The organism is Centipeda artemidis DSM 19719, from assembly GCF_000426665.1.
Taxonomy (GTDB): Bacteria; Bacillota; Negativicutes; order Selenomonadales; family Selenomonadaceae; genus Centipeda; species Centipeda artemidis.
On record NZ_AUFU01000001.1, the window covers coordinates 268,423 to 295,121 of the forward strand.

A 26,699-nucleotide genomic window follows, 5' to 3' on the forward strand; every position below is an offset into this window, starting at 1 on the left:
CAACCGCTATTCCCCGACTGCCGTCTCGAGCGCGATCCTGATCATATCCTCGAATGTCGTCTGCCGCTCCTCCGCCGTGCAGCGCTCACCCGTCACGAGATGATCGCTGACCGTAAAGAGTGCCAGCGCCCGCCGCCCGAACTTCGCTGCGAGCGTGTAGAGGGCCGCGGCCTCCATCTCGACCGCCAGAACACCGTATTTGCGCAGCTTCTCATTGTCGATCTCCTCATCGTAGAACCGATCGACCGAAATCACATTGCCGACGCGTACGGAGAGACGCAGCTTCTTTGCATGTGCCACCGCCGCGGCAAGCAGATCATAGTCTGCGAGCGGTGCATAGTTGATGCTCCCGCCGAAGATGTTGCGGATCATCGACGAGTCCGTCGTCGCCCCCTGCGCGATGAGCACGTCGCGCAGCTTCACACGCTCGTGCATTCCGCCGCAGGTGCCGACACGAATGAGCGTCTGCACGCCGTAGTGCTCCATCAGCTCATTGACATAAATGGAGATTGACGGCATCCCCATGCCCGTCCCCTGCACAGAGACACGCATGCCGCGATATATCCCCGTATAACCGAGGATGTTGCGGATAGAGGTATACTCCTGTGCGCCCTCAAGAAAATGCTCCGCGATGAACTTCGCGCGCAGCGGATCGCCGGGCAGCAGAATGCGCTCTGCGATCTCTCCGGGGGCGGCGGCAATATGCGGTGTACTCATAAAAATGCTCCTTTACAATTTGGTAAATGCCATATTCCTATCAAAAGCTCTTTCACGTTCCTTTAGTCCTCATACCCGTGCGGATGCGCGGCGTGCCACCGCCATGCCGTGCCGATGACCTCTTCCACATCTGTGAACTGCGGCTGCCAGCCGAGCACCGTACGCGCCTTCTCGCTCGACGCGATGAGCTGCGCCGGATCGCCCGCACGGCGCGCGCCGATCTCCACAGCGATCGTCCTCCCCGTCGCCTTTTCCGCCGCGGCGATCATCTCCTTCACCGAGAAGCCGCTGCCGCTCCCGAGGTTAAAAATGTCGCTCTCCCCGCCGCGCCGCAGATAGTCAAGCGCACGCATATGCGCATCCGCGAGATCAACGACGTGAATGTAGTCGCGCAGACAGGTGCCGTCCGGCGTCGGATAGTCGTCGCCATAGACCGTGATATGATCGCGTCTGCCCGTCGGCACTTGCAGAATCAGCGGAATGAGATGTGTCTCCGTTTTGTGATCCTCGCCGATCGAGCCGTCCGGCAGTGCCCCCGCCGCATTGAAATAGCGCAGCGAAACATAGCGCACGCCGCTTGCGCGGCTCACCCACTTCATCATCTTCTCCATGGTGAGCTTCGTCTCGCCGTACGCATTCGTCGGATTCGTCTCGTCGTCCTCGCGGATCGGCACGCGCTTCGGCTCGCCGTAGACCGCCGCCGTCGAAGAAAAGACGATCTTATCCACACCATGCCGCACCATCGCTTCGAGCAGCACCTGCATCCCGTAGACATTGTTGTTGAAATAGAGGAGCGGCTTCTCCATGCTCTCCCCCACCAGAGAATTTGCCGCGAAATGAATTACCGCATCGATGCTGCGCTCCGTAAAGATACGGTCAAGTGCCGCCGCATCGCGAATATCCCCCTCGCAGAACGTCGCCTGCGGATGCAGCGCGCCCCGATGTCCCGTCTGCAGATTATCGACAATGACGACCTCTTCGCCCCTCGCAATCAATTGATGCACCGCATGAGAGCCGATGTAGCCCGCACCGCCGCAAACCAGTATAGCCATGAACATGCTCCTTTCCGCTCTATTTTACAGTCCCGCAGCGAAGTTGGCAAGGCGGCACATGGAAATACGGCAATAAAAAAGATGCCATATGGTCATTCCATATGACATCTATAAGCAGGCTGCTCACCGAACACCCATGCGCTGCGCCTGTGCGTGGAGGCGTGCGATGCGTTCCTGCGTGTCCGGATGTGTCGAGAAGAGACTCTTGAAGGAGATGTCTCTGCCCGTGAGCGGGTTGATGATGCACATGTGCGCGGTCGCAGGAGTCGCCTCCGGAAGCGGGGCGCCGTGCATCGCATAGTATTCGATCTTTTCAAGCGCTGAGGCGAGGTAGTTCGGGTTGCCGCAGAACTCTGCGCCCGTCTCATCCGCGCTGTATTCGCGCGAGCGTGAGATCGCCAGTTGGATTAGCGCTGCCGCGATCGGCGCGATGATCGCTGTGGCAATCAGCCCGATGATACCGCCGCGGTCGTCGTCGCTCGAGCGTCCGCCGCCGAAGATCGCCGCCCACTGGGCAATATTTGCCGCATAGGAAATGACGGTCGCCATCGTTGCCGCAACGGTCGAGATGAGGATATCGCGATGCTTGACATGCGCCAGCTCATGCCCGAGCACGCCGGAGATCTCGTTGTAGTCGAGCGCACGCATCAGCCCCGTCGTGACGGCGACCGCCGCGTTCGACGGATTGCGCCCCGTGGCAAAAGCGTTCGGCGCGTCCTCGTTGATGATGTAGACGCGCGGCATCGGCAGCTCTGCCTGCCCCGCGAGTTTTTCGACCAGTCCGTAAAGCTCAGGTGCGCTCGACCGGTCGACCTCCTGCGCGTTATACATGCTGAGCACCATGCGGTCGGAGAACCAATACGAGAAGAAGTTCATGCCAAGCGCAATGACGAGCATGACGGTCATGCCCGTATGCCCGGCGAATATGCCGCCGAGCGCAACCATGAGCGCCATGAGCAGCGCCATGAGCATTGTTGTCTTAAGGGAGTTCATAAAAATTCCTCCTTGATCAATCAACTTTGTCTTTTTGACTATAATAGCGAAGGATTATGGAAATAGGCTGAAATATACCTGTGTCCACGGGAATCTTTCTACGTCAAACCGACTCGAAATTGACCAGTTTTGCATCAAAGATGCCGTCGAGCGCTACAACACGCGCAAGCGTCTCGTCGGGAATGTCGTGATCCACCGTGAGTACCATGATGTTCGTCCCCGCACGGTCGGACTTACCCACCTGCATGGCGGAAATGTTGACGCCTGCCTCCCCCATGATGGAGCCGATCGTGCCGATGACACCGGGGCGATTGATGTGCGGGCAGATGAGGATGCGCGCATGCGGATCGACATCCACGCGGAAACGGTTGATGCGGACAATGCGCCCCTCCGTGCCGAAGAGGGTTCCCTGCACCTCCGTGACCTTATCCCCCGCCGCGGCGCGCACAGTGATGAGCGTGGAGAAATCGGATGCTTCCTTCTCCTTGACCTCCGTCACCTTGATGCCGCGCGACTTTGCGATGCTCGGGGCGTTGACGTAGTTGATCTCGCTCTCGAGGATGGGATTGAGCATCCCTTTGAGTATCGCCGTCGTGAGAAAGCTCGTATTGACCTCCGTGATCTCGCCGTTGTAGATGACCTCCACACGGGTCACCGCTCCCTCGGCAAGCGAGCACACCGTGCAGCCGAGCCGCTCCGCGAGCGTGATATAGGGGCGGATGACGCGCATGACTTCCTTTGAAACGGGCGCCATGTTGACCGCCGTCGTCACAGGCTCCCCGCGCAGTGCGGTACGGATGCCCTCGGCAACGTCAACGGAGACGCCGATCTGTGCCTCAACCGTTGATGCGCCGAGATGCGGCGTGAGGACGACGCCCGGCACACCGCGCAGCGGATGATCCGCCGCCATTGGTTCCTCTTCGAATACGTCGATCGCCGCCCCGGCAACGAGCCCTTCGCGCACTGCCGCAGCGAGATCTGTCTCGTTGATGATGCCGCCGCGCGCACAGTTGACGAGACGCACCCCCTTTTTCATGCGCCGCATTTCCTTCATGGAAATCATGCCGCGCGTCTCCTTCGTGAGCGGCATATGGACAGTGATGAAGTCGGATTTTTCTACAATATCGTCGAGCGAACCGACCGTCACGCCGAGCGCCTTTGCACGCTCTTCGTTGATATAGGGATCGTAGGCGATGACGTTCATGTCAAAGGCGAGGGCGCGCTTTGCAACGCCGCTGCCGATGCGTCCCATGCCGATGACGCCGAGCGTCTTGCCGCGCAGCTCGACACCGACATACGCCTTGCGGTTCCACTCCCCCCGCTGCATGGTCTCATCCGCCGCAGGGATATTGCGCGCCATCGAGAGCATCATCGCCATCGTGTGCTCCGTCGCCGCAATCGTATTGCCGCCCGGCGAGTTGATGACGATAATGCCGCGTTCGGTCGCCGCCTTCACATCGATGTTGTCAACGCCGACACCCGCCCTGCCGATGATCTTCAGATTTTCCGCGCGCGCGATCACGTCCGCCGACACCTTTGACGCCGAACGCACCATCAGCGCGTCATAGCCGCCGATGACGTCCAGCAGCTCCTCATGCGAGAGCTTGTCGCGCACATCGACCTCATAATCCCCGAGCAGTGCGATCCCCTCGGGTGAAATCCCGTCGGCAGCCAAAATCTTCATCATCGGTTCCTCCCTGCGGCACATGACCGCACTCTGCTGAATAACATTTCATCAATTATAGACGATAGAAGTAATTTGTCAAATTTTCATCTCTCTCCCCATTGTTGCATTTCTATTTGTTCATATACTGATATTTCGTAGGCTCATATGAAAAATTTATCGTAATCACACCGCGCTCTTCGCATCATCTTCTCTATGCCCGCGATAAACATCGCCATCTCCTTGAACACAACATATGAATATATAAGGACTCTCGCATAAAAGCAAAATATTTTGATAAAATTATGCAATCCCATTGACTTTTTTCTAAGAAACATTATATACTATGTATTCATTTATCACATTTATAGGTAAAAGGATGCGAAAAGAACGCGGAGGAGGGATTTGTGCTGATGAAACCACTGCTGCGGAGATGCCTGCAGTTCATTCCCGTCTTTTTTGGCATCACGCTTCTCTCGTTCGTACTGCTCTACATCGCGCCGAGCGATCCCGTGAGCATACGTCTGACGGAGGACGGCACGGCGGCGAATCCGGAGGTCGTCGCGCGGATGCGGGCGGAGATGGGGCTCGACGAACCGTTCCTCGTGCAGTACGGCACATGGCTCACGCATTTCGTGCAGGGCGATATGGGCAAATCCTACATCACGGATATTCCGGTCGCAAAGACCTTCTCGTCCGCCCTCCCCTACACGCTGCGCATGGCGGGCATGGCGATGCTGCTCACGCTCCTCGTCTCTCTGCCGCTCGGCATCTCGATCGCGGCGCTCAGGGGCAGCCGCTTCGACTACGGCATACGTCTCTTGACCTTTGTCACAAACGCAATGCCGAATTTCGTTATTGCCATCGTCCTCATGTATATTTTCTCATTCAAGCTCGGCCTCATCCCGGTGCTCGCAACGACAAAGCCCATCGGGATGATCCTGCCGTCGGCGACGCTCGCGATCGTCATGTCCTCGCGCTACATCCGCCAGATTCGCGCGGCGGCGCTCGACGAGCTGGACAAGGACTACATCGTCGGTCTGCGCGCACGCGGCATACCCGAGCGGCAGATCCTCTTCGGCAACGTGCTCAAGAACATCATGGTCATTGTGATCACGCTGACGGGCATCTCGGTCGGCTCTCTGCTCGGCGGCACAGTCATTGTAGAAACGATCTTCAACTGGCCGGGCATCGGGCATCTCATCATGACGGCGATCAGCAACCGCGACTATCCTATCGTGCAGGCAACGGTGGTATGGATGGCGCTAGCATTCTTCTTCGTGAATCTTCTCGCCGATCTCTCCTACCGCTATTTCAATCCAAAAATCAAGGATCTATAACGCCATGCGCATATCAATGATAGAACATCTGCCGCCGGCATTTCGCATCAGCGCGCTCGTCTGTGCGCTCATCCTCTTCGCCGCGCTCTTTGCAGGGCAGCTCGTTCCCTACGATCCATACGAGACAAATCCGCAGCTCATCCTCGCGCCGCCCTCGGGAGAGCATCTCCTCGGCACGGACAACTACGGCAGGGATATTCTCTCGCGCATCCTCGCGGGCGGGCGCACGTCGATTTTCTCGGCGCTCTTTATCGTGCTCGCCGCCTCTTCGCTCGGCAGTCTCGTCGGACTTCTCGCCGGCTACTATCGCGGGCGGGCGGACGCCCTGCTCATGCGTATCACGGACATTTTTCAGGCGTTCCCCGACATTGTGCTCGCGATTGCGGTGGCGGGCGTCCTCGGCGGCGGGCTCTTCAACGCCGTGCTCGCGCTCGTAGCAACGACGTGGACGCAGTACGCGCGCATTGCGCGCAGCGCAGCGATTGCGGCAAAGGAGGAGACGTACATCCACGCGGCGCGCCTGAGCGGATGCGGCGATATGCGCATCCTCCTCCTGCACATCCTGCCGAACATCGCGGGGACGCTCGTCGTGACCGCCGTACTCCACATCAGCATCATCATGATGGGGCTCGCGGGGCTTTCCTACCTCGGCATCGGTGTCAAGATCCCGGCGGCGGAGTGGGGCGCGATGATCAGCGAGGGACAAAAATATCTCCAGCAGGCGCCGTGGGCGGTACTCGCCCCGAGCGCGGTGATGGTCGCCGTGATGATGGTATTTAACCTGTTCGGCGACCTGCTGCGTGATCTGCTCGATCCCAAAATGCGTGAACGACGCGCCGGTTAAGAAAAGCGGCACGTTGAATATATAGTCTCTTTATACACAGGAGGTACACATGAAATTCAATTTCCGTAAAGCGCTGTGTGCGGCTCTGATGGTCGCCCTGCCTGTCTCTCTCGCCGGCTGCGGCGGCTCAGATGCCCCGGCAGCGGGCGGAAAAAAGATCGTCCACGTCGGCGGCACCGTCGCCGTCACGAGCGGCACGATGGATCCTGCGAAGGACTGGAACGGCTGGTATGCCGTGCGCTACGGCGTCGGCGAGACACTGTTCCGTCTGGACAACGAGATGAAGGCACAGCCGTGGCTCGCGGAAAAGGCGGAGAATATCGAACCGACGGTCTGGCGCATCACGCTGAAGGATAACGTCACGTTCTCCAACGGCGAGAAGATGACCGCCGAAAAAGTCATCGAGTCCCTGAAGCGCACCACCGAAACGAACGACCGCGCGGCATGGCTGAAGGACGCCGTGTTCACGGCGGAGGGCAATGTCCTCACCATCAAGACGAAAGAGTCGTACGCTACGCTCGTCAACGATCTCTGCGATCCGTACGCCGTCATTCTCGACGTCGCGGGAACAAAGGATTTCGACAACGCCCCCATCGGCACGGGGCCCTTTATCCTGACCGCATTTGACTCGGAGAAATCCGCCGTCATGGAAAAGAATGCAACGTACTGGGGCGGCGAGGTGAAGCTCGACGGTCTTGAGTACACGCGCATTGCGGACTTTAACACGCTCGCAACGGCGCTCCAGTCGGGCGAGATCGACGTCGCGCTCGATCTGAGCCCCGAGACGGCGGAGACGATTGCAAAGTCGGACAAGCACACGCTCGTCAAGACACCGCAGTCGCGCACCTACCAGCTCTATTTCAACCTTGAGAAGCTGACCGATCCCGCCGTGCGCGAGGCGATCATGTACGGCGTGGACAAAAAGACCATCGGCGACAACGTGCTCAAGGGCGCGATGACCGCCTCCGGCAGCGCATTCCTCGCCGCAACGCCGTTCGGTGATCCCGCGCTCAAGATCCGCGCATTTGACGCAGAGAAGGCAAAGGCTGTGCTCGCCGCGGCAGGCTACGCGGACAGCGACGGCGACGGCATCGTCGAGAAGAACGGCAAGCCGCTGACGGTGCAGATGGGCGTCTACAAGCGTCTCTTCAACGAGAACATCACGACGGAGATGCAGGCGCAGCTCAAGAAGATCGGCATCAACGTCGAGATCGTCCCGCACGAGAAGGCAAACTATCTGAAACCCGGCGATTTCGAGATGTCCCTCTACTCCGTCGTAACGATGCCGACGGGCGATCCGTACGCGTTCCTGCGCGATACGATGAGCGAGAAGGGCGCGGCAAACTTCAGCCGCTATCACAGCCCTGCGGTACAGGGGATGCTCGCAGAGCTCCCGAATACGTTTGACTTTGACAAGCGTGTCGCGCTCGTCAACCGTATTCAGCAGCAGGCGATCGACGACGGCGCGATGGACTTCATCGGCTTCAACAATATGCTGACCGGCATCTCGAAGAACGTCACCGGCTTCCTGACCTCGCCGAGCGACTACTATCAGGTGTCGAAAGATCTCGACAAGAAGTAATTTGTAAAGCATCCGGAGGAGAGTGTCATGCAGGAACTGCTGAGGATCGAGGGGCTCACAGCCGGCTACGGCGGCGTCCCCGTCATCCGGGATGTCCGGCTGGCGCTCCGTCCGGGCGAGGTGCTCAGCATCGTCGGAGAGAGCGGCAGCGGCAAATCGACCCTGCTCAAGTCCGTCGCACAGGTGCGCGGGCTTGCGGCGGAAATCATCGCAGGCAGTGTGCACTTTGCAGAACACGACATGGCTATGGTCTCGGCGGCGGATAAACGCCGTCTCCACGGCGAAGAGCTTGCGATGGTATTCCAATACGCGGGCGCGTCGCTCAGTCCCGCGCGGACGATTGGAGCGCAGCTTGTCGAGGCAGTACGCGCACACGAAAAACGCAGCGCCGCCGAGATTCGCGCGCGGGCGGAGGAAGTGTTCGGCGGCATGGGCTTTACGGACGTAGGGCGCATCCTCGCCTCCTACCCGTTCGAGCTGTCGGGCGGCATGGCGCAGCGTGCGGCGATCGCACTTGCCGTCATCCTGCGCCCGCAGCTCCTCCTCGCGGACGAGCCGACATCCGCGCTCGACGCGACGATCCAGCTGCAAGTGCTCGACGAGCTCCGCGCGCTGAAGGATCGCACGGGAACGGCGATTCTCCTCATCACGCACAACATCGGCGTCGTGCGGCACATCGCCGACCGCGTCGCCGTGATGTCAAAGGGGCGCATCGTCGAACAGGGCAGTGTGCGCGAGGTATTAGAACATCCGCAGCACGCCTACACGAAATCGCTACTCGCAGCAGTGCCGAAGATGTATGTGCGGGACGCGTCCGAGACGGACTGCGATCCGTGCCACATGCACGCCGCGCATCCGTCCGCGGTACATACCCGCGCGCACGATACGGCGCATGCGGCTTCCGATCTCCTACGTTTTGAGAATGTTTCCATGCATTTCAAAGACGGCGCGGAGCATATACAGGCGGTGGATAACATCTCGTTTTCCCTGCGGCAAAAAGAACTCCTCGGCATCGTCGGAGAGAGCGGCAGCGGGAAATCAACCGTTGCAAAGCTCCTCACGGGACTGCATACGGCGACGGACGGGCGCATTTTGTTGGGCGGCACGGACATTACCCGCGCATCGGGCAAAGAGCGGCGCGCACTCTATACGCGTATGCAGATGGTGTTTCAGGACGCGCCCGGCTCGTTCAACCCACGCCGCACGATCGGCGCCATGATCGGCGAGACCATCTGCCGCCTGTGCAGTCCCGACGGGCGCCGCACGGAGGAACGCGTCGCAGCCCTCCTCTCCGAGGTGGGACTGCCCGCATCCTACGCGCATCGCTATCCGCATGAGATGAGCGGCGGCGAATGCCAGCGTGCCGCGATCGCGCGCGCGATGGCGGTACATCCAGACATACTCCTCTGCGACGAGGCGACCTCGGCGCTCGACGTGTCCGTACAGGCAAAGATCGTGTCCCTCCTGCTCCATCTGCAAAAGGAACACGGCATGAGCCTCATCTTTATCTCGCACGACCTCCCGCTTGTGAGTTCCATCGCATCGCGCGTGCTCATCATGCGGGCGGGACGCATCGTCGAGGAAGGATCGGCGAGCGACGTGCTCGTAAATCCCACGGACGACTATACCAAAAATCTCCTGCGCGCGGCGCTCTGACGCCGGGCAACGTATTACATAAAGACAGCCCCGTATACGGTTTCAGCGTATGCGGGGCTGTCTTTATGTAACGACGCGGGGCGCAGCGATCACGCTTCATGCCTCACCCGCCGACCCAGTAAAAGATAATATGCGTCCCATCCTCCGAGATGCCGACGATATTCGCACGCGGATGGCTAAAATCTTCCCCCATCCCCCACACATAAAAGACAAATTTCTCCTTGAGCACACCGACTTCCGCCGGATGCGGCACATAATCGATGAAGAGGTGCTGCCACAGCGGGAGCGCCTCAAAGCGCGGCACGACCGCCGTCTCGTCCACGCACACCTTTGGCACACTGATCAAATCATTGATGCGCGGAATGCGCGTACGCATCTCCGAACGCTCCCGCGCCATTGCCGCATAGGGGCGAATATTCGCCTTCGTATCATGATATGAGAGATATGCCTCATCCTCCCCGGGTCCAAATCCGACACGACTCCAGACCTGCACGTCGTAGGCGGTATCCGGAATCTCCTCCGGGAAAAAATCACGCCGCACATATGTGTAACTGTCCTTCCCATTCGGCGAGAAATCCGGATAGAGAAAAAATCGGATGGCAACCGCCGCAAGCCCCACAACTACCATAAAGAAGGAAAAAACAACACCTAAAAAAGTCTGCCCCCACCCGCCGCATTTCCGCGCAGCAAGATAGACGAGCAGTGTGCATACGGCCATAATGCACGTGATATAGATTGACCCCCATGTATGCAGCAGCAGCGTACAGCAGCTGCCGAGCGCAAGGAGCAAAGCGGGTGCATTGAATGCGCGCAAATCTTCGAAAATGACGCGCAATCCCGGCTTCACCACAGATAAACACTTTTTCAAAAACATCACACAACAATTCCTTACACATTTCTCTCTCCGCTATCATACCACAAATATTAAATCTAAAAAAGTGTTTGTTAAGAAAAGTATATGAAATAAATATCCGAGGCTTCATATTTTTCTGCGCACACACATCATGGCCCGACCAAATAAAAGATGATATGCGTGCCGTCCTCAGAGACACCAACTATGCTTCCCTTCGGATGGTTCCAACTCTCGTTCGTATCCCAAATATAAAAGACAAACGGTTCGTCTAAGCTCTCAATTTTGACGGGATGCGGCACATAGTCGAGAAAAAACCGTGCCCATGGATCTTCAAGAAACCTTGGATCTATGCATGTCTCATCAACCGTTATCTTTGGCACTCGTATTCCTTCGTTGATATAGGGCGACCGCGACTGTTTCTGCGCCCGCTCCCGTGCCATCTCCGCATAGGGCGCGATATGCTCGGGCGCATCGCGATAGGATAGATACGCCTCGTTTCACCCCTGGCCAAATCCTGAGATACTGTAAACCTGCACATCGTATGCTGTCTCCGGGATTTCACTCGGAAAAAAGTCCCCTATCAACACATGCTTGTAATTTTCCGCGCCGTTCGGCGGAAAATCCAAATCAATAAAAAGCGCTGTCATAAGGGTGAAAAAGAAGCTGCTCCCATAAACATGATAAATCCGCTCCCCAAAAAGACCTGCATCCAGAAGTCGGATCTGCGCGATAGGAGATAGAATAAAATCGTGCAAAACAGCATTATTCCGCCGATATAAGAGCTGAATAGAGAGAGAAATGCCGCACATCCCAGCCCCAGTAAAAAGACTATGACAGGTAGACTGAATATACATATCTCTGTCCAAAACACACGGAAGACTGTCCCTATTTTCTTTACAATCTTTTCAGCAGTCATGAGGTTCTCCTTTCCTATATTTTAACAGCGTTATCATATCACAAAATATACCATACATAAAAGCGCCTGCCGCAATCGGGCAGACGCTTTTTCTATACACAGCGTATTTAATTACACAGCTTCGGCGCGCAGTTCCTCTTCGACTTCGATACCGAACATCGCCATGTCGTCCTCGACGTTCGTGATGCCGCCGATACCGAAGTTCTCGACGAGCACCTTCGCTACATTCGGGGAGAGGAACGCGGGGAGCGTGGGGCCGAGGTGGATGTTCTTCACGCCGAGGTGGAGCAGGGCGAGAAGAACGATAACCGCCTTTTGTTCATACCACGCGATATTGTATGCGATCGGCAGATCGTTGATATCCTCAAGACCGAAGACTTCCTTGAGCTTCAGCGCGATGAGCGCGAGCGAGTAGGAGTCGTTGCACTGTCCGGCATCGAGCACGCGCGGGATGCCGCCGATGTCGCCGAGGTTCTTCTTGATATACTTGTACTTCGCGCAGCCCGCCGTGAGGATGACCGTATCCTGCGGCAGTTTTTCCGCGAACTCGCCATAGTAGTCGCGCGACTTCATGCGCCCATCGCAGCCGCCCATAACGACGAATTTTTTAATCGCACCACTCTTGACCGCCTCGACGACCTTGTCCGCGACGGCAAATACCTGCTCGTGCGCGAATCCGCCGACGATCTCGCCCGTCTCCAGCTCCGTCGGGGGTGCACATTTCTTCGCGCACTCAATGACGGGCGTGAAATCCTTGTCGCCGTTCACGAGCGGAATGTGCGTACAGCCTGCGACGCCGACCGCCGCTGTTGTAAAGAGGCGATCCTTGTAGCTGTCCTTCGGCGGAACGACGCAGTTCGTCGTCATGAGGATCGCGCCGTTGAACTTCTCGAACTCCTCTTTCTGCTGCCACCATGCGTTGCCGTAGTTGCCGACGAGGTTGTCGTACTGCTTGAACTTCGGATAATAATGCGCGGGAATCATCTCGCCGTGCGTGTAGACGTCGACGCCCGTGCCCTTCGTCTGCTCGAGGAGACGCTCGAGATCCTTGAGATCATGCCCGGAGATGAGAATACCGGGGCGGTTGCGGACGCCGAGCTTCACCTTCGTGACCTCGGGATTTCCGTACGAGCTCGTATTTGCCGTATCGAGGAGCGCCATACCCGCGACGCCCCACTTGCCCGTCTCAAGGACGAGTGCCGTCAGCGCGCCGCCGTCGAGCGAGTCGTCGAGGAGCTGTGCGAGTGCACGCTGCGAGAACGCGTCGATCTCCTCGTTCTCATAGCCGAGCGCGTTGGCGTGCTCCACATAAGCGGCGAGCCCCTTGAGCCCATATGTCGTCAGCTCGCGCAGGCTGCGGACGTCCTCGTTCTCCGTCGCGAGAATTCCGACCGTCTTTGCCTTTGCCGCAAAATCCGCGCGCGCCGCCGTCCAATGTGCCGCCTCGGGGAGACTCGACGCGTCGCCGAGCTGTGCAAGCAGCTCCGCCTTGAGCGCGAGCGACTCCTCGACGGCGTCCTTAATCGCCTCGAGATCGAAGTTTGCGTTCGTGATCGTGATGAACAGGTTCATCGTCACGCGGTGGTTCGTCTCCACCGAGACAGGCTTGCCCTCGGCGCGCAGCGCCGTCGTCACCGCGCCGAGCCCCTTCGTCACATAGACGAGGAGATCCTGCATCTCCGCAACGTCCGGCTTCTTGCCGCAGACGCCCTGCACGGTGCAGCCCTTGCCGCCCGCCGTCTCCTGGCACTGATAACAAAACATTTTAGCATCCATAACAAAATCTCCTTTGCCTAATACACAATTCTTGATGCGATTATAGCAAAGGTAATATTGTGAAGGATGTAACATATGTTACTCGCCAATAATCAATAGAAATTCTCAGTTTTATACACAGACAGCAAACTAATCGTCTTTGACAGCCGATTTATGCAGGAAATTTCCCGGCACCCCTCCTATAATGTTGTTATATGCCGCAGGTCGGCGGCACGCTTATCCGACAAACAGAAAAGGAGTGGGAGCATGAGCGAGTTTTTCCCTAATGTCCCTCAGATCAAATACGAGGGCAGAGACAGTAAAAATCGTCTGGCGTTCAAATACTATGATCCGCAGCGCGTGATCCTCGGCAAGACGATGGAGGAGCACCTCACGTTCGCAATGGCATGGTGGCACAATCTCTGTGCCGTGGGCGTAGATATGTTCGGCGCGGGCACGGCGGACAAGACGTTCGGCGCACAGCCCGGCACGATGTCGCACGCAAAGGCAAAGGTGGATGCGGGCATCGAGTTCATGCAGAAACTCGGCATCAAGTATTACTGCTTCCACGACGCGGATATCGTCCCCGAGGATCCGACCGACATCAACGAGACGAACCGCCGCCTCGACGAGCTGACCGACTACCTCCTCGAAAAGACAAAAGGCACCGGTATCCGGTGCCTCTGGGCGACCGCCAACATGTTCAGCAACGCGCGCTTCATGAACGGCGCGGGCAGCAGCAACTCGGCGGACGTCTTCTGCTTTGCGGCGGCACAGGCGAAAAAGGGCATTGAGCTCGCGGTGAAGCTCGGCGCGCGTGGCTACGTTTTTTGGGGCGGACGCGAGGGCTATGAGACGCTGCTCAACACGGATATGGCGCTTGAGCAGGACAACGTGGCGCAGCTCTTCCGCATGAGCCGCGACTACGGGCGCAGCATCGGGTTCAAGGGCGATTTCTACATCGAGCCGAAACCGAAAGAGCCGATGAAGCATCAGTATGATTTCGACGCGGCGACCGCCATCGGCTTCCTGCAAAAGCACGGGCTGGACGGCGATTTCAAGATGAATATCGAGGCAAACCATGCGACGCTCGCAGGGCATACCTTCCAGCACGAGCTACGCGTCTGCGCGGTGAACGGCATGATGGGTTCGGTCGACGCGAACCAGGGCGACATGCTGCTCGGCTGGGACACGGATCAGTTCCCCTCCAACGTCTATGACACGACGCTCGCGATGTACGAAATTCTCAAAGCGGGCGGTCTGCGCGGCGGTCTCAACTTCGACGCGAAGAACCGCCGTCCGAGCAACACGCCGGAGGATATGTTCACCGCCTTCATCATCGGCATGGATTCGTTCGCGCTCGGGCTCATCAAGGCGGCGGCGCTCATCGAGGACGGGCGCATCGACGCTTTCGTCAAGGAACGCTACGCGAGCTACGAGACGGGCATCGGCGCAAAAATAAAGAGCGGCACGGCGACGCTCGAAGAATGCGCCGCACATGCCGCCGCTTTGAAAGCCCCCGCCGATCCCGGTTCCGGGGGGCAGGAATACCTAGAGGGCGTCGTGAACAACATACTGTTCGGCACCGCGTGCTAACGCCGCCGTGAAGCGGACGCGCAGCGCAGGACGGCGCGTCTGTGCCCTCGTCGCACAGTAAGCGCCGATCAGCCGCAGGCTGTCCGCCGCCGAAAAAAAATTTTCAGAACAGACCGCAGAGGCGGGTTTCCGATTGCAGGAGACCCGCTTTTTTTACGGTATGCCGTCGGCGTACAGCCCAGCTCTTCGTGGAACAATTTCGTCAGATAGCGTACGTCGGAAAATCCACAGCAAAGACTGATGTCGAGAATGCTCCGCCGCGTCTCCGCCACGAGCCGCCGCGCGTGCGTGAACCGCTTTTTTCGTAAATAGTCCTGAAACGACATGCCGAGCACCTCCTTAAAGAGATGCGAGAGATACGTCAGCGACAGATGTTCGCGGCGCGCGATCTCCCCGAGCAGGAGCTTGCGCGTATAATTTTTCTCTATGTAGTCGAGGACGGCAAGCATCCGGTCTGCCCGCTCCCTGCGCGGTACTTCTTCCGAAGTATCGAGAAACGACCACGGCAGATGCGTGTTGAGCAGATGGTAGATGCGTCCCACGCAGGCGAGGCATTGGAACTCATAGCTCGATCGTCGCGCAAAAAAAGCGCCGCCGAGTTCCGTCAGAAGTGCGGAGAGCTCTTCACACTGCCGGGGCATCGCTGTACGCAGAGAAATGCCGCAGGCATAGCGGATATTCTTTGCACCGCTGAAGATACGCTCCACGAGCCGCGCAGAAATCTGCGCGATGAGGAGCACGCCGCCCCCCTCCTCGGTGGAGGTAAAGCAATGCGCCTCGAGCGGATTGACGAGATAGAGATCGCCGCGGCGGAGCGTACGCCGCGCCCCGCCACGCTCAAGCACTATGCTGCCGTCCAGCACAAGTCCGAGTTCCATATCGGGATGCAGATGCGTGGCACGCTCCTGCATCCGAACGAGAAAGACGTTCAGATCGCTGAGTTGTTCATAGGAAATCACTTCGTATTCACCGGACATAGTTCCCCTCCTTCCCGGCGAGACGCCGCATATGTGCGCAACAGTCTTTCGCATCGGTGGAAATCATCGGTGCGGCGCGAAGGGCGTGTTATCGAAGCCGCGAAACGTCTCCCCCGCAGGGGCGGCGCGGCGCCGCACAATCATCTAGGCAGCGATGTATTGAAAAGCCGCAGCGGTTTTCAGCGGCGCTGGTTCTATGCGATATTCAGGAACCGCGCGCGACGTTTCGTGCAGCGGCAAGAAATATGCCCGAGCGCCGCTCATACATTTCTTCAATCCACCTCAATGCAGCTGCGGAAACACCTCTTTCAGCGCGGGATAGAGTTTTCGGTACTTTTCATACTGCACATCGTAACGTGCGGAAAGAGCGGGATCGGGCACGATCGTCTCCGTGACGCGCACGATCGCCGCCGCTGCCTCCGCCACGTCGCGATACGCGCCGCAGGCGACCATCGCGAGCATCGCGCCCCCCATCCCGGGACCTTCCTCCGCGGCGGGAACATCCAGCGTAATCCCGAGCACATTGGCAAAGATTTTTCGCCACAGCGGAGACTTCGCCCCGCCGCCGCAGATCTTGCTCCGCACAATGGGAATTCCGAGGCTGCGCGCCACCGCAAGGCTGTCGCGCATCCCGAATGCAACGCCCTCGAGCATCGCCTGCACGAGATCGGCGCGCGTCGTATCAAGAGACATGCCGACGAACGCCGCGCGCGCGTCCGTATCGTTGATCGGGCTGCGCTCCCCCATGAGATACGGCAGGAAGAACACGGGATTGTTCCCGAGCCGATCCTCGGCGATCTTCGCCTGCTCGGCTGCGTAATCCCGGGTGCGCAGGATGCGCTCCATGAGCCACGTGTTGCAGGACGCCGCACTCAGCATGACGCCCATCAGATGATAGCCGCCGTCCGCGTGTGCAAACGAATGCAGCGCATTGTGCCGATCGACGCCGAACGTCTTGCTCGTGATGAAAATCGTCCCCGATGTCCCGATGGAGATATTGCACGCGCCCTCGCCGACCGTACCTGTGCCGACGGCGGCTGCGGCATTGTCCCCCGCGCCTGCCGCGACGACCGTTGTCTCCGGTATGCCGAGACGCGCTGCGACCTCCGGCAGCACGGTACCGACGGCGGCGGCGGACGGGAACACCCGCGGCATCTGCGTCTCCCGCACGCCGCAGAGATCGAGCATCTCCGCCGACCACGTGCCGCGCCGAACATCGTAGAGGAGCATTCCGGACGCGTCCGACGGGTCGGTGCAGTGCACGCCCGTGAGCCGATAGTTGATATAGTCCTTGGGCAGCATGATCTTATCGATGCGCGCAAAGAGTTCCGGCTCGTGCTTTTTCATCCACAGGAGCTTTGGCGCCGTAAAGCCCGCAAAGGCAATATTCGCCGTACGCGCGCTGAGCGTCTCCCTGCCGACAGTCTCGTTCAGATAGTCGACCTCATCCGCTGTGCGTCCGTCGTTCCAGAGAATCGCGGGGCGTATCACGCGATCCGCCGCGTCGAGCACGACAAGGCCGTGCATCTGCCCGCCCGCGCCGATGCCTGCCACCTGCGCGCCGTCATGTCCGCGGAGAAGCGCAGGGATTCCCTCCTCCACCGCCTGCCACCATGCCGCGGGATCCTGTTCGCTCCAGCCGGGCTGCGGAAAGTCGAGCGGATAGCTGCGGGACACAATATTTTTAATATCGCCCGTCTCGTCTGTCAGGAGCAGCTTGCATGCGGACGTGCCGAGATCGATGCCGATGTAAAGCATTTCATCACCTCTCCCATGGCGGCGCTTACGATTTCGCCGACTGATTGTAGATGTCAAACGCAACCGCCGCGAGGAGCACCAGCCCCTTAATCGCCTGCTGCCAATCGATGCCGACGCCCATGATGGACATACCGTTGTTGAGTACGCCCATGACGAGACCGCCGACCACAGCGCCGATAATCGTCCCGACGCCGCCGCTCGCGGATGCGCCGCCGATGTAGCACGCGGCGATGGCGTCCAACTCGAACATCATGCCTGCCGAGGGTGCCGCCGCATTGAGACGCGCGGAGAAGACAAGCCCGGCGATTGCAGCCATCAGCCCCATGTTGACAAAGACGATGAACCGCACCCACCGCGTCTTGATGCCCGAGAGCTGCGCCGCACGCTCATTGCCGCCCACCGCATAAATGTGACGTCCGAAGACCGTACGGCTGCAAATGAACGAATAAAGTGCCACGAGGAAGCCGAGCAGGATCAAAATGACGGGCAGCCCCTTGAACTGATCGAGCCAATAGCAGGCGACGAGGCTGACGAGCGCGATTGCCGCGCATTTCACCGTGAATACGGCGGCACTGTCCGCGGGGATCCCGTGGCGCAGGCGCTGCCGCCGTCCGTTTGCGACAAGATAGATGCCGATTGCGGCGATGAGGACGCCGACGAGCATCGTGCTCATGGGGAGCGCGCCGATGCCGGGAATGTCCGCAAGGAAGCGCTGCGCGACGAACTGATAGCTTTCGGGGAACGGCGAGAGCGTGTTGCCGTCCAGAATAATCATCGTCGCCCCGCGGAAGAGCAGCATCCCCGCGAGCGTCACGATGAAAGCGGGGACGCGAACGAACGCGATCCAAAAGCCCTGCCACGCGCCGATGGCGATGCCGAGCAGGATGCACGCAGCGATCGTCAGCGGCACAGACATCCCCATCGTGACGATCATCGTCGCCGCGACCGCGCCGATCACGGCGACCACCGATCCGACGGAAAGATCGATATCCCCCGTCAGGATGCAGGGCAGCATCCCGATCGCGAGAATCAAAATGTAGCTGTTCTGCATGACGAGCTTCGAGATATTCATCGGGGCGAGCAGCACGCCGTCCGTACACCACTGGAAAAAGAGCGCGATCACGACGAGCGCGATGAACATCGCGTATTTATGCACCGCCGTCTGCAAAATCCCCGCAGCGCTCATCCCCGCCGCCCCTTCTTTTTGTCCGCTCATAAGTATTCCTCCTCCGTCATCCGGCATTTGCCCGCCGGGTATTGCTCTGCATGATGTACCGCATGATGCTCTCCTGCGAGGCTTCCTCCGCAGGCAGCTCGCCCACGAACCGCCCTTCGTTCATGACGTAGATGCGGTCGCTGACGCCGAGCACCTCCGGCAACTCGGACGAGATGACGAGCACACATTTGCCCGCTGCCGCCAGCTCGTTGATCACGCAGTAGATCTCGTATTTTGCCCCCACGTCGATGCCGCGCGTCGGCTCGTCGAGGATGAGCACGTCGGGATCGGCGTAGAGCCAGCGTGCGAGCATGACCTTCTGCTGATTGCCGCCCGAGAGATTGCGCGTGCGCTGATAGATGCCGGGTGCCTTGATGCGCAGCTTCTTCAGATAGTCCTCGGCGACGCCGATCTCCTCCTCCTCGCGGATGATACCGCGTGAGGAAAGGCGCGGGAGGGTCGGCAGACTGATGTTCTCGCGGATACTCTGCCCGAGGATGAGTCCCTGCCCCTTGCGATCCTCCGTAACGTAGGCGATGCCGTGCGCGATTGCATCGCCCACGCTGTTCACAGTGATTTCCTTGCCGTCCTTAAAAATTTTTCCTGTGATATTGCGTCCGAACGACTTGCCAAAAAGGCTCATTGCCAGCTCCGTCCGTCCCGCACCCATAAGCCCCGCGATGCCGACCACCTCACCGCGCCGCAGGCGCAGATTCACACGATCCACCACGCGCCGCCCTGCGATGTAGGGCGAATCCACGCACCAGTCCCGCACCTCGAGACAGACCTCACCGACATGCTGCTCCGTGCGCGCGGGATAGCGATCCGTGATCGCGCGCCCGACCATGCCGCGGATGATGCGCTCCTCTGAGATCTCGTCCGTGCCCTTTGTGAGCGTCTCGATCGTCCGTCCGTCGCGGATCACCGTGATTTTATCCGCGATGCGCGTGACCTCATTCAGCTTATGAGAGATGATGATTGCCGTCATGCCGAGACGCTGCCGCAGCTCCAAGATAAGATTCAGCAGTTTTTCACTGTCGTCGTCATTGAGTGCAGCCGTCGGCTCGTCGAGGATGAGGAGGCGCACATCTTTGGCGAGCGCCTTCGCGATCTCGACGAGCTGCTGCTTGCCGACGCCCATCTTGTTCACCGGCATCTCCGGTGACTCGCTGAGGCCTACGCGCCGTATGAGTTCTGCCGCACGTTCATAGACCGTCTCCCAGTCGATGATACCGCGCCGCTGCTGCTCATTTCCAAGGAAGATATTCTCCATCACCGAAAGATAGGGGATAAGCGCAAGCTCCTGATGAATGATGACGATGCCGACACGCTCGCTCTCGCGAATGTCCCGGAACCGGCATTCTTCCCCGTCGTAGAGAATTTTCCCGCCGTAGCTCCCATAGGGATATACGCCGCTCAGCACGTTCATGAGCGTGGATTTCCCCGCACCGTTCTCACCGACGAGCGCGTGGATCTCCCCCCGGCACGCACGGAGATGTTGACCTTATCAAGCGCGCGCACGCCCCCCGGGAAAACCTTCTCGATATCCTGCATTTCCAGCAGTACGTCCGCCATAGTTTCACCTCCTAGAAAAAACGTCCTCTGCGATCCGATGAGACCATTCCGGTTCCCGAGGAATCGACAGAGGACGCACGCCGCTCTTATTTATTTCTGCAATTCGGCTTCGGTGTAGTATCCGGAATCGATCAGCAGCGCCTTATAATTCGAGGCATCGACGAATTTCGGCTCGAGTAGGTACGAGGGAACAATCTTCACGCCGTTGTCGTAGTCCTTCGTATTGTTGACCTCCGGCTCCTGCTTGTTCAGGACAGCCTCGACCATCTTCACAACCTCATCCGCGAGCGCACGCGTGTCTTTGAAGACCGACATGGACTGTTCGCCCGCAATGATTGCCTTCACATTCGGCAGATTCGCATCCTGTCCCGTGATCACCGGCATCTTTTTGCCTACCGTGTTATAGCCCGCAGATTTCAGCGCCGACTGGACGCCGAGCGAAACCGAGTCGTTCGAACAGAGCACCGCATCCACATTTGCGCCCGTGTAGTAAGTCGTCAGGATGTTGTCCATGCGCTCCTGCGCCTTTGCCTCATCCCAGTTCGGCGTCGCGCACTGCTCGCGCGTCATCTGACCCGAGCGCACGACGAGCTGCCCCTTTTCGATATAGGGCTTCAGTACGTCCATCGCACCGCCGAAGAAAAAGTTCACGTTGTTGTCGTCCATCGGCCCCGTCGAAATCTCGAGGTTAAATGGACCTTTGCCCTCGGCAAGCCCCAGTTTATCAGCGATGTACTGTCCCTGAATCTTGCCGACGAGATAATTGTCGAACGTCGCATAGTAATTGACCGCATCCGTATTCATGATGAGGCGGTCATAGGCGATGACCGCAACGCCCGCGTCCTTCGCCTCGTTGAGTACCGAGGAGAGCGCGCTGCCGTCGATCGAACCGACGACGACGACCTTACAACCCTTTGTGATCATGTTCTCAATCTGCGAGACCTGTGTCTCCACCTTGTTCTCGGCGAACTGCAAGTCCACATCGTAGCCCTTCTCGCGGAGCTTCTTCTCCATGTTCGCGCCGTCCTGATTCCAGCGCTGGAGCGATTTCGTCGGCATCGAGACGCCGACCTTGATCCCTTTGCCGGCATCCGACGCACCGCTGCTCCCGTTCGAGCTGCCGCATCCGGCAAAAAACGCCGCCGTCACCAGTGCCAGACCGCAGGCGAGGAGTTTCTTCATGCGCATCCTTATCAGCCTCCTAAATAGTGTCCGACGTCCCTCCCGGGACTTTTTCCTCCATATGTGTTCGAGCAAAATTTATACACGAAAGTACGATTCATATTATTGATTTATCATGTATATCTTTTTCTGTGCTCGAGCACAGTTATAGAGTATCAGAGCGGCATAGAGTTGTCAAGTCCAAATTGACAGAATTTCTATAAAATGTTTGTCAAACAGGAAAAAAGAACGTATAATGTGGCAAACGGGGAGGGAGTTTATGATCACCATCAAACAGATCGCCGAGCTGTGCGGTGTCTCGCGCGGCACAGTGGATCGCGTCATCAACGGACGCGGCAACGTCAAGGAGGAAAAACGCGCGCAGATCCTCAAGACCATGGCGGAGTTCGGCTACCGTCCAAATCCTGCGGCACGCGCGCTCGTCTCACAGAAACAATGCCCCGTCGCGGGCATCGTCATCGCGGCGAGCGAAATACAATTCTTCTCCCCCATCATCACTGCCCTGCGCAAAGCCGCCGATTACTACGGCCGTTTCGGGCTCGAAACGCAGTTTCACCTCCTCACAGGGTACAGTGTCCGGGAACAATGCGATGCGATTGCCGCTCTGCGTGCGGCGGGCGCGGAGGCGCTGATCATCAACCCCATCAACGACCCGGAGGTCATCTCCGCGCTCGAGGAGGCCATCGCAGACGGCATCTTCGTCATCTCGCTCAACAACGACTTTGAGACGCGGCAGCCGCACATCTATGTCGGCTGCGATTACGAAGCGGGCGGGCGCACGGCGGCGGCGCTCCTGCGCAAAATTTGCAGGGGGAGCATCAACGCGGGCGTCAGTTACAGCGGCGAGCGGATGCTCGGGCATCTCCGGCGCGTCGAAGGGTTCCGCAGCCGCCTCGCCATGGAGGAGAGCTGCAGCGTCGTCGCCGTCGAGGAGGACTCCGACGACGACATCCACGCCTACGAGGAAACGCTCCGCATGATCGACGAACACCCCGAGATGAACGCCTTTTTCATCGCAACCTCAGGCGGCGCTCACGGCGTCTGCCAGGCATTCGTCAAGCGCAGGCGCACACAGGACGTTACCATCGTCACCTTTGACACCATCCCCGCCATCGAGCGCTCCCTGCGCGCCGGCATTATCGACGCCGCCATCTATCAGCACCCGCGCAGGCAGGGCGAGATTGCCATGCAGCTCACCTACGACCGCCTCATCAGCGGCATCGCCCCCTCACGCGAACGCTATATCATGCAGAACGAAATCCGTATCATCGAAAATTTTTAACTGCCGATATGAAAAGAAGCTGCTGCACGCTCATGTGCAGCAGCTTCTTTTCGTATCGATCGCAGTAAATACATTTTTACACTCAAATCTGCGGTATACGCCCCCGCAGCATCGGCAGAAGCAAAAATGCGGCGATGCTGTTGACGATCCCCTCGGCAAGCAGTCCCGGCGTCGCGGCGAGCGCCGCTGTAACTCCGTCATAGAGCACTGCCCCCGCGAGCGTATAGGCAAATGCCATCCACAGGCTCGAGAGCAGCAGCGCCGTCACGATCCTCCCTTGCCCCATTGCTCGTCCTTGCGGCGCAATGCGATAGACAATCTCCGCCATACCGTATTTGATCACAATCGTCGGCACAGCCCAAAGGGCAAACCCGCCAAGCAGATCCGCGAGTGCCGAGCCAAGACACGCGGCGATGATCGCCGGCCGCCGCGGCACAAGGAGCGCCAACAGGAAGATCACCGCATCGCCGAGATGCGCATAGCCGAGCGGGATCGGGATATGAGGCACAAATGTTGCAATAAAAACAAGCGCTGTCATAAGTCCCGTAAAGACAATTTCACGTGTGGAAAAACTGCTATACAAAATATCATGCTCCTCTGTTCATCTTACAGAATATAACATAGCACATGCGGGATTAAAATACAATGTATCATCTGTAAGCACAGCAAAACAAATGACCTCCGTCGCTCAAATATGGTGAAGGAGGTCATTTTTGATATATCGTTACGAAAGGATACGCACGATCCGCGTCAGCGAATCCGACCAGAGCAGGATGCCGAGGAGGATGAGCACGACGCCCGCGGCGCGCTGAATCTTTGGCAGATATTGGTAGAACGCCCGCAGCTTGACGATATGCCGCCGCCAAATGACCGCGAGCAGGAAGAACGGCACCGCAAAGCCGAGGCTGTAGACGAAGAGCAGGAGCGCGCCCGCGCCGACCGTTGCGGTGTCGCCCGCATAGAGGAGGATCGTGCCGAGCACAGGTCCCGTGCACGGCGTCCATCCGAGCGTAAATCCGCAGCCGAGGAGGAACGCTCCCCCGATGCCGTCAAATCCGCGCCGCTGGAACGGACGATACTCTCTAAGCAGGAGTGGAATGCGCACCCATCCCGTCATGAAGAATCCCATGATGATGATGAGCACCGCGGCCGCCTGCCGCAGAATGTCCTGATAGGAGAAGAGCCACGATCCAATGAGTGAAGCGGTCGCACCAAGGAGGACAAAGACGAGGGTAAATCCCGCGAGAAATGCCGTCGTATTTGCATAGAGACGCCGCGCTTCTCCGCCGTCCTGCTTGCTGTTCTGCGCGAGAATGAGCGAGAACGTCGGCAAGAGCGGCAAAACGCAGGGAGAGACAAAGGAGAGGACGCCTGCAAGGAACGCCCCGCCGAGCATTGTGACGGTCATAGCCGCCCCCTCTCCATGCGTGCCGGATCAAAGAGCGGCTTAGAGGTGGTTAATGACATCTTCAAGCTGCTCCTTTGTCACGCCGCCCGTACGGCGATAGACTACCTTGCCCTCGGCATTCACGACAACGGTCGTCGGGATGGCACGAACCCCGTAGAGCGTCGCTGCCTCGCCCTTTGCATCAAGCAGAACAGGCAGCTCCACACCGCGGTCGGAGAGGAATTTCTGTACGGGCGAGGCTTCTTCCTGCAAGTTCACCGCATAGAAATCCACCTGATCCTTATGTGCGGCATAGAACGCGGCGATGTCCGGAATCTCCGCCTGACAGGGCGGGCACCACGTCGCCCAGAAATTGATAACGTAGGGCTTTCCGTTCGCCTTGACGGCGACATCCTCGCCCGCTGGATTCTTCAGCGTGAAGGTCGGCGCGACATCTCCCGTCAGCCCCTTACCCGCAGGTTCCTGTGACTGCTGCTGTGCGCTCGCGGTCTGTCCCGCCGCCGCACCGCTGTCGCTGTTCCCGCAGCCGACGAAGAGAGAGAGCGAGAGGAGTCCCGCAAATGCTGCCATATATGTTCGTTTCATAGGATTTCCTTTCATTTTATACATCGAGATTACCAAATTCATACTGCACGACGGTCAGCGCTGCGATCGCCGCGGTCTCCGCACGCAGGATCAAATGCCCGAGCGATACGGGCTGCGCCCCTACCGTCGTCAGCCGCGCCGCCTCGGTGGGTGAAAATCCGCCCTCGGCGCCGACGATGAGGACGACGCGCGCACTCGTCACAGTCCGAAGAACGGCGCGCATCGACTGCATCCGCTCTCCCTCATAGCAGAAAATTACCGTCGTATCCACGCCGCCAAAAATCTCTGCATCCCCAAGTATGCTGTCGATAGAGCCGACAGGGGCAACGTGCATGAGCGACAGGCGCCCACACTGTTTTGCCGCCTCGTCTGCGATCTTTTGCCAGCGTGCGGTCTTTGCTGCTGCCTTCTTGGCATCGTAGCGCACGACGACGTGCTCGGTCACGATCGGGTGGAGCGCCGCCGCGCCCAGTTCCACTGCCTTTTGCACAATAAAGTCCGTCTTCTCCCCTTTGAGAAGAGCCTGCACGAGGATGACCTCCGCGCGGGCGGGGGCATCGTCCTCCACATACGAATCGAGCCGCAACGTCACTGCATCCCGTGCAACCGCCGTGACCGTCATGCGCGCGGCGCGTCCGTCCGTGCCCGCGACGACGTGTACAGCACCGAGCTGCGCGCGCATCACGCGCGCGAGATGATGCGCATCGCCGCCCGTAATACGGATTTCGGGTGTGAGTTCCCCCGGGTAAAACAGCCGGCGCATTATTCGAAGACTTCCTCCTTGCGGCGCATGATCATCGCCGCCCACTCTTTATCACAGGTCATGTCAAGCACGGTGAAGCCGTGCTGTTCTGCGGCACGCTCCACATCACCGATACGGTCGTCGATGATACCCGACGCAAGGAATGTACCTCCGGGGGCAAGGAATTCGTCAAGTCCATCGAGCAAGCGGATGACAACGTCCGCAATGATATTCGCCATAATGAGACCGGCAGGCTCCATACCGCGGCAGATAGCGAGCAAATCGCTCTCCATCGCGACGACATGCCCCCGCACGTCATTCTGTACGATATTCTGCTCCGCGACACGCACAGCGACCGGATCGCAGTCCATCGCGAGAACTTCCCCGGCACCGAGTTTTGCCGCGGCAATGGCAAGGATCCCCGAACCACATCCCACATCATAGACGCGCGTCCCCGGGACGACGAGATGTTCCAATGCGCGCAGACACATTGCGGTCGTTGCATGAGCACCGGTACCGAACGCCGCGCCGGGATCGAGATCAATGACGATTTCATCGTCTTTTGCCGTATATTCTTCCCATGTAGGACGCACGACAATGCGCTGCCCGATTTTCTCCGTATGAACGTATTCCTTCCAGGTCTCCGCCCAGTCCTCATCCGCCATAAACGTATGCGAAATCGTCCCGGCACCGACGCGCACGGCGCTCTCCTGCAGCGCCGCGACACGCTGTGCGAGCGTACGCAGGCGCTCCTGGAGATGCGCATCATCCGGCAGATAGGCGGATACGGTCACGGTGTCCGTGTCCTCGGCGCGCGGCAGGTCGGTGTAGTCCCAGAGCCCGGCATCAATGTACTCATTGACCAGCGACGGATCGTCGAGCTCCACGCCTCCCGCGCCGAGCTCGAGCAGAATATTCCCGATCAAATCCGCAGCTTCATGCGTCGTCACTACACTTACTTTTGCCCAGCGCATATCGACTCCTCCTATTCCCGGTTCCGCAATCCA

General features: G+C 58.8%; 22 protein-coding genes and 1 pseudogene. 6 read left to right on the plus strand and 17 right to left on the minus strand.

Translation table 11 applies throughout. The features are described 5' to 3' along the window. Positions 1–6: 6 nt before the first annotated feature. The 4 genes from deoD to serA form a co-directional block, all read right to left on the minus strand. Entirely contained in the window at positions 7–717 is a 711-nt protein-coding gene (gene deoD / locus K341_RS0101310; protein ID WP_026761598.1) for a purine-nucleoside phosphorylase, read from the minus strand. 62 nt (positions 718–779) lie between these two features. Next, entirely contained in the window at positions 780–1,769 is a 990-nt protein-coding gene (galE, locus tag K341_RS0101315) for a UDP-glucose 4-epimerase GalE (protein WP_026761599.1), read from the minus strand. 123 nt (positions 1,770–1,892) lie between these two features. Further along, positions 1,893–2,762, minus strand: coding sequence for a zinc metalloprotease HtpX (gene htpX / locus K341_RS0101320; protein ID WP_026761600.1), 870 nt, complete (start codon positions 2,760–2,762; stop codon positions 1,893–1,895). Positions 2,763–2,865: 103 nt separating this feature from the next. Further along, positions 2,866–4,446: a phosphoglycerate dehydrogenase gene (serA, locus tag K341_RS0101325; RefSeq protein WP_026761601.1), complete on the minus strand. Its 1,581-nt coding sequence runs from the start codon at positions 4,444–4,446 to the stop codon at positions 2,866–2,868. Between the two features lie 392 nt (positions 4,447–4,838). On the opposite strand from serA, the gene K341_RS0101335 reads away from it, so the two are divergent. The 4 genes from K341_RS0101335 to K341_RS0101350 are packed head-to-tail and all read left to right on the plus strand — an operon-like array spanning position 4,839 to position 9,847. Then, positions 4,839–5,765 (plus strand): ABC transporter permease, encoded by a 927-nt coding sequence (locus K341_RS0101335; RefSeq protein ID WP_037349230.1) that lies wholly within the window; start codon positions 4,839–4,841, stop codon positions 5,763–5,765. A 4-nt stretch (positions 5,766–5,769) separates the two neighbouring features. Next, entirely contained in the window at positions 5,770–6,609 is an 840-nt protein-coding gene (locus K341_RS0101340) for an ABC transporter permease (protein ID WP_037349232.1), read from the plus strand. Positions 6,610–6,658: 49 nt separating this feature from the next. Continuing rightward, positions 6,659–8,191: an ABC transporter substrate-binding protein gene (locus K341_RS0101345; RefSeq protein WP_026761604.1), complete on the plus strand. Its 1,533-nt coding sequence runs from the start codon at positions 6,659–6,661 to the stop codon at positions 8,189–8,191. Positions 8,192–8,218: 27 nt separating this feature from the next. Next, complete coding sequence (locus K341_RS0101350; protein ID WP_026761605.1) at positions 8,219–9,847, plus strand: dipeptide ABC transporter ATP-binding protein; 1,629 nt, start codon at positions 8,219–8,221, stop codon at positions 9,845–9,847. 103 nt (positions 9,848–9,950) lie between these two features. On the opposite strand, the gene K341_RS0101355 is transcribed toward K341_RS0101350, so the two are convergent. The 3 genes from K341_RS0101355 to hcp all read right to left on the minus strand — a co-directional run bounded on the left by K341_RS0101355 (position 9,951) and on the right by hcp (position 13,392). Then, positions 9,951–10,697, minus strand: a complete 747-nt coding sequence (locus tag K341_RS0101355) for a hypothetical protein (RefSeq protein ID WP_248676856.1) — start codon at positions 10,695–10,697, stop codon at positions 9,951–9,953. A 500-nt stretch (positions 10,698–11,197) separates the two neighbouring features. Next, entirely contained in the window at positions 11,198–11,566 is a 369-nt protein-coding gene (locus tag K341_RS12885) for a hypothetical protein (RefSeq protein WP_248676857.1), read from the minus strand. A 161-nt stretch (positions 11,567–11,727) separates the two neighbouring features. After that, positions 11,728–13,392 (minus strand): hydroxylamine reductase, encoded by a 1,665-nt coding sequence (hcp, locus tag K341_RS0101365; protein WP_026761607.1) that lies wholly within the window; start codon positions 13,390–13,392, stop codon positions 11,728–11,730. Positions 13,393–13,638: 246 nt separating this feature from the next. On the opposite strand from hcp, the gene xylA reads away from it, so the two are divergent. After that, positions 13,639–14,967 carry a xylose isomerase gene (xylA, locus tag K341_RS0101370; RefSeq protein ID WP_026761608.1) on the plus strand — a complete coding sequence of 443 codons (1,329 nt, stop codon included), beginning with the start codon at positions 13,639–13,641 and terminating at the stop codon, positions 14,965–14,967. A 68-nt stretch (positions 14,968–15,035) separates the two neighbouring features. On the opposite strand, the gene K341_RS11540 is transcribed toward xylA, so the two are convergent. The 5 genes and pseudogenes from K341_RS11540 to chvE all read right to left on the minus strand — a co-directional run bounded on the left by K341_RS11540 (position 15,036) and on the right by chvE (position 21,681). Then, positions 15,036–15,944 carry an AraC family transcriptional regulator gene (locus K341_RS11540; protein ID WP_248676858.1) on the minus strand — a complete coding sequence of 303 codons (909 nt, stop codon included), beginning with the start codon at positions 15,942–15,944 and terminating at the stop codon, positions 15,036–15,038. Between the two features lie 282 nt (positions 15,945–16,226). After that, positions 16,227–17,702, minus strand: a complete 1,476-nt coding sequence (gene xylB / locus K341_RS0101380; protein ID WP_026761609.1) for a xylulokinase — start codon at positions 17,700–17,702, stop codon at positions 16,227–16,229. A 25-nt stretch (positions 17,703–17,727) separates the two neighbouring features. Then, the gene (gene mmsB / locus K341_RS0101385) at positions 17,728–18,918 is read right to left on the minus strand and encodes a multiple monosaccharide ABC transporter permease (RefSeq protein WP_009657374.1); all 1,191 of its coding nucleotides are present in this window, start codon (positions 18,916–18,918) and stop codon (positions 17,728–17,730) included. 16 nt (positions 18,919–18,934) lie between these two features. Further along, positions 18,935–20,493: pseudogene (gene mmsA, locus K341_RS11545) on the minus strand (multiple monosaccharide ABC transporter ATP-binding protein). A gap of 90 nt (positions 20,494–20,583) precedes the next feature. Beyond that, entirely contained in the window at positions 20,584–21,681 is a 1,098-nt protein-coding gene (gene chvE / locus K341_RS0101395; RefSeq protein ID WP_026761610.1) for a multiple monosaccharide ABC transporter substrate-binding protein, read from the minus strand. Between the two features lie 253 nt (positions 21,682–21,934). On the opposite strand from chvE, the gene K341_RS0101400 reads away from it, so the two are divergent. Then, complete coding sequence (locus K341_RS0101400; protein ID WP_026761611.1) at positions 21,935–22,957, plus strand: LacI family DNA-binding transcriptional regulator; 1,023 nt, start codon at positions 21,935–21,937, stop codon at positions 22,955–22,957. A gap of 82 nt (positions 22,958–23,039) precedes the next feature. Here the strand turns inward: K341_RS0101400 and K341_RS0101405 are convergent, their stop codons facing one another. The 5 genes from K341_RS0101405 to prmA form a co-directional block, all read right to left on the minus strand. Then, positions 23,040–23,540 carry an ECF transporter S component gene (locus K341_RS0101405; RefSeq protein WP_026761612.1) on the minus strand — a complete coding sequence of 167 codons (501 nt, stop codon included), beginning with the start codon at positions 23,538–23,540 and terminating at the stop codon, positions 23,040–23,042. A 141-nt stretch (positions 23,541–23,681) separates the two neighbouring features. Continuing rightward, entirely contained in the window at positions 23,682–24,365 is a 684-nt protein-coding gene (locus K341_RS0101410; RefSeq protein WP_026761613.1) for a cytochrome c biogenesis CcdA family protein, read from the minus strand. 39 nt (positions 24,366–24,404) lie between these two features. Further along, entirely contained in the window at positions 24,405–24,950 is a 546-nt protein-coding gene (locus tag K341_RS0101415; protein ID WP_026761614.1) for a TlpA family protein disulfide reductase, read from the minus strand. A 16-nt stretch (positions 24,951–24,966) separates the two neighbouring features. Next, positions 24,967–25,713, minus strand: coding sequence for an RsmE family RNA methyltransferase (locus K341_RS0101420; protein ID WP_026761615.1), 747 nt, complete (start codon positions 25,711–25,713; stop codon positions 24,967–24,969). Continuing rightward, the gene (gene prmA / locus K341_RS0101425; RefSeq protein WP_026761616.1) at positions 25,713–26,666 is read right to left on the minus strand and encodes a 50S ribosomal protein L11 methyltransferase; all 954 of its coding nucleotides are present in this window, start codon (positions 26,664–26,666) and stop codon (positions 25,713–25,715) included. Before prmA ends, K341_RS0101420 begins: the two co-directional genes overlap by 1 nt. Positions 26,667–26,699: the final 33 nt, after the last annotated feature.

What these genes read in the sequence shown, in the direction of transcription:
- hcp (WP_026761607.1), bottom strand. Translation starts at nt 13,392, where the DNA reads ATGGATGCTAAAATGTTTTGTTATCAGTGCCAGGAGACGGCGGGCGGC.
- K341_RS0101340 (WP_037349232.1), top strand. Translation starts at nt 5,770, where the DNA reads ATGCGCATATCAATGATAGAACATCTGCCGCCGGCATTTCGCATCAGC.
- galE (WP_026761599.1), bottom strand. Translation starts at nt 1,769, where the DNA reads ATGGCTATACTGGTTTGCGGCGGTGCGGGCTACATCGGCTCTCATGCG.
- chvE (WP_026761610.1), bottom strand. Translation starts at nt 21,681, where the DNA reads ATGCGCATGAAGAAACTCCTCGCCTGCGGTCTGGCACTGGTGACGGCG.
- K341_RS0101335 (WP_037349230.1), top strand. Translation starts at nt 4,839, where the DNA reads ATGAAACCACTGCTGCGGAGATGCCTGCAGTTCATTCCCGTCTTTTTT.
- prmA (WP_026761616.1), bottom strand. Translation starts at nt 26,666, where the DNA reads ATGCGCTGGGCAAAAGTAAGTGTAGTGACGACGCATGAAGCTGCGGAT.
- serA (WP_026761601.1), bottom strand. Translation starts at nt 4,446, where the DNA reads ATGAAGATTTTGGCTGCCGACGGGATTTCACCCGAGGGGATCGCACTG.
- K341_RS0101415 (WP_026761614.1), bottom strand. Translation starts at nt 24,950, where the DNA reads ATGAAACGAACATATATGGCAGCATTTGCGGGACTCCTCTCGCTCTCT.
- mmsB (WP_009657374.1), bottom strand. Translation starts at nt 18,918, where the DNA reads ATGAGCGGACAAAAAGAAGGGGCGGCGGGGATGAGCGCTGCGGGGATT.
- K341_RS0101420 (WP_026761615.1), bottom strand. Translation starts at nt 25,713, where the DNA reads ATGCGCCGGCTGTTTTACCCGGGGGAACTCACACCCGAAATCCGTATT.
- K341_RS0101345 (WP_026761604.1), top strand. Translation starts at nt 6,659, where the DNA reads ATGAAATTCAATTTCCGTAAAGCGCTGTGTGCGGCTCTGATGGTCGCC.
- K341_RS11540 (WP_248676858.1), bottom strand. Translation starts at nt 15,944, where the DNA reads ATGTCCGGTGAATACGAAGTGATTTCCTATGAACAACTCAGCGATCTG.
- deoD (WP_026761598.1), bottom strand. Translation starts at nt 717, where the DNA reads ATGAGTACACCGCATATTGCCGCCGCCCCCGGAGAGATCGCAGAGCGC.
- xylA (WP_026761608.1), top strand. Translation starts at nt 13,639, where the DNA reads ATGAGCGAGTTTTTCCCTAATGTCCCTCAGATCAAATACGAGGGCAGA.
- K341_RS0101410 (WP_026761613.1), bottom strand. Translation starts at nt 24,365, where the DNA reads ATGACCGTCACAATGCTCGGCGGGGCGTTCCTTGCAGGCGTCCTCTCC.
- htpX (WP_026761600.1), bottom strand. Translation starts at nt 2,762, where the DNA reads ATGAACTCCCTTAAGACAACAATGCTCATGGCGCTGCTCATGGCGCTC.
- K341_RS0101350 (WP_026761605.1), top strand. Translation starts at nt 8,219, where the DNA reads ATGCAGGAACTGCTGAGGATCGAGGGGCTCACAGCCGGCTACGGCGGC.
- K341_RS0101400 (WP_026761611.1), top strand. Translation starts at nt 21,935, where the DNA reads ATGATCACCATCAAACAGATCGCCGAGCTGTGCGGTGTCTCGCGCGGC.
- xylB (WP_026761609.1), bottom strand. Translation starts at nt 17,702, where the DNA reads ATGCTTTACATCGGCATCGATCTCGGCACGTCCGCATGCAAGCTGCTC.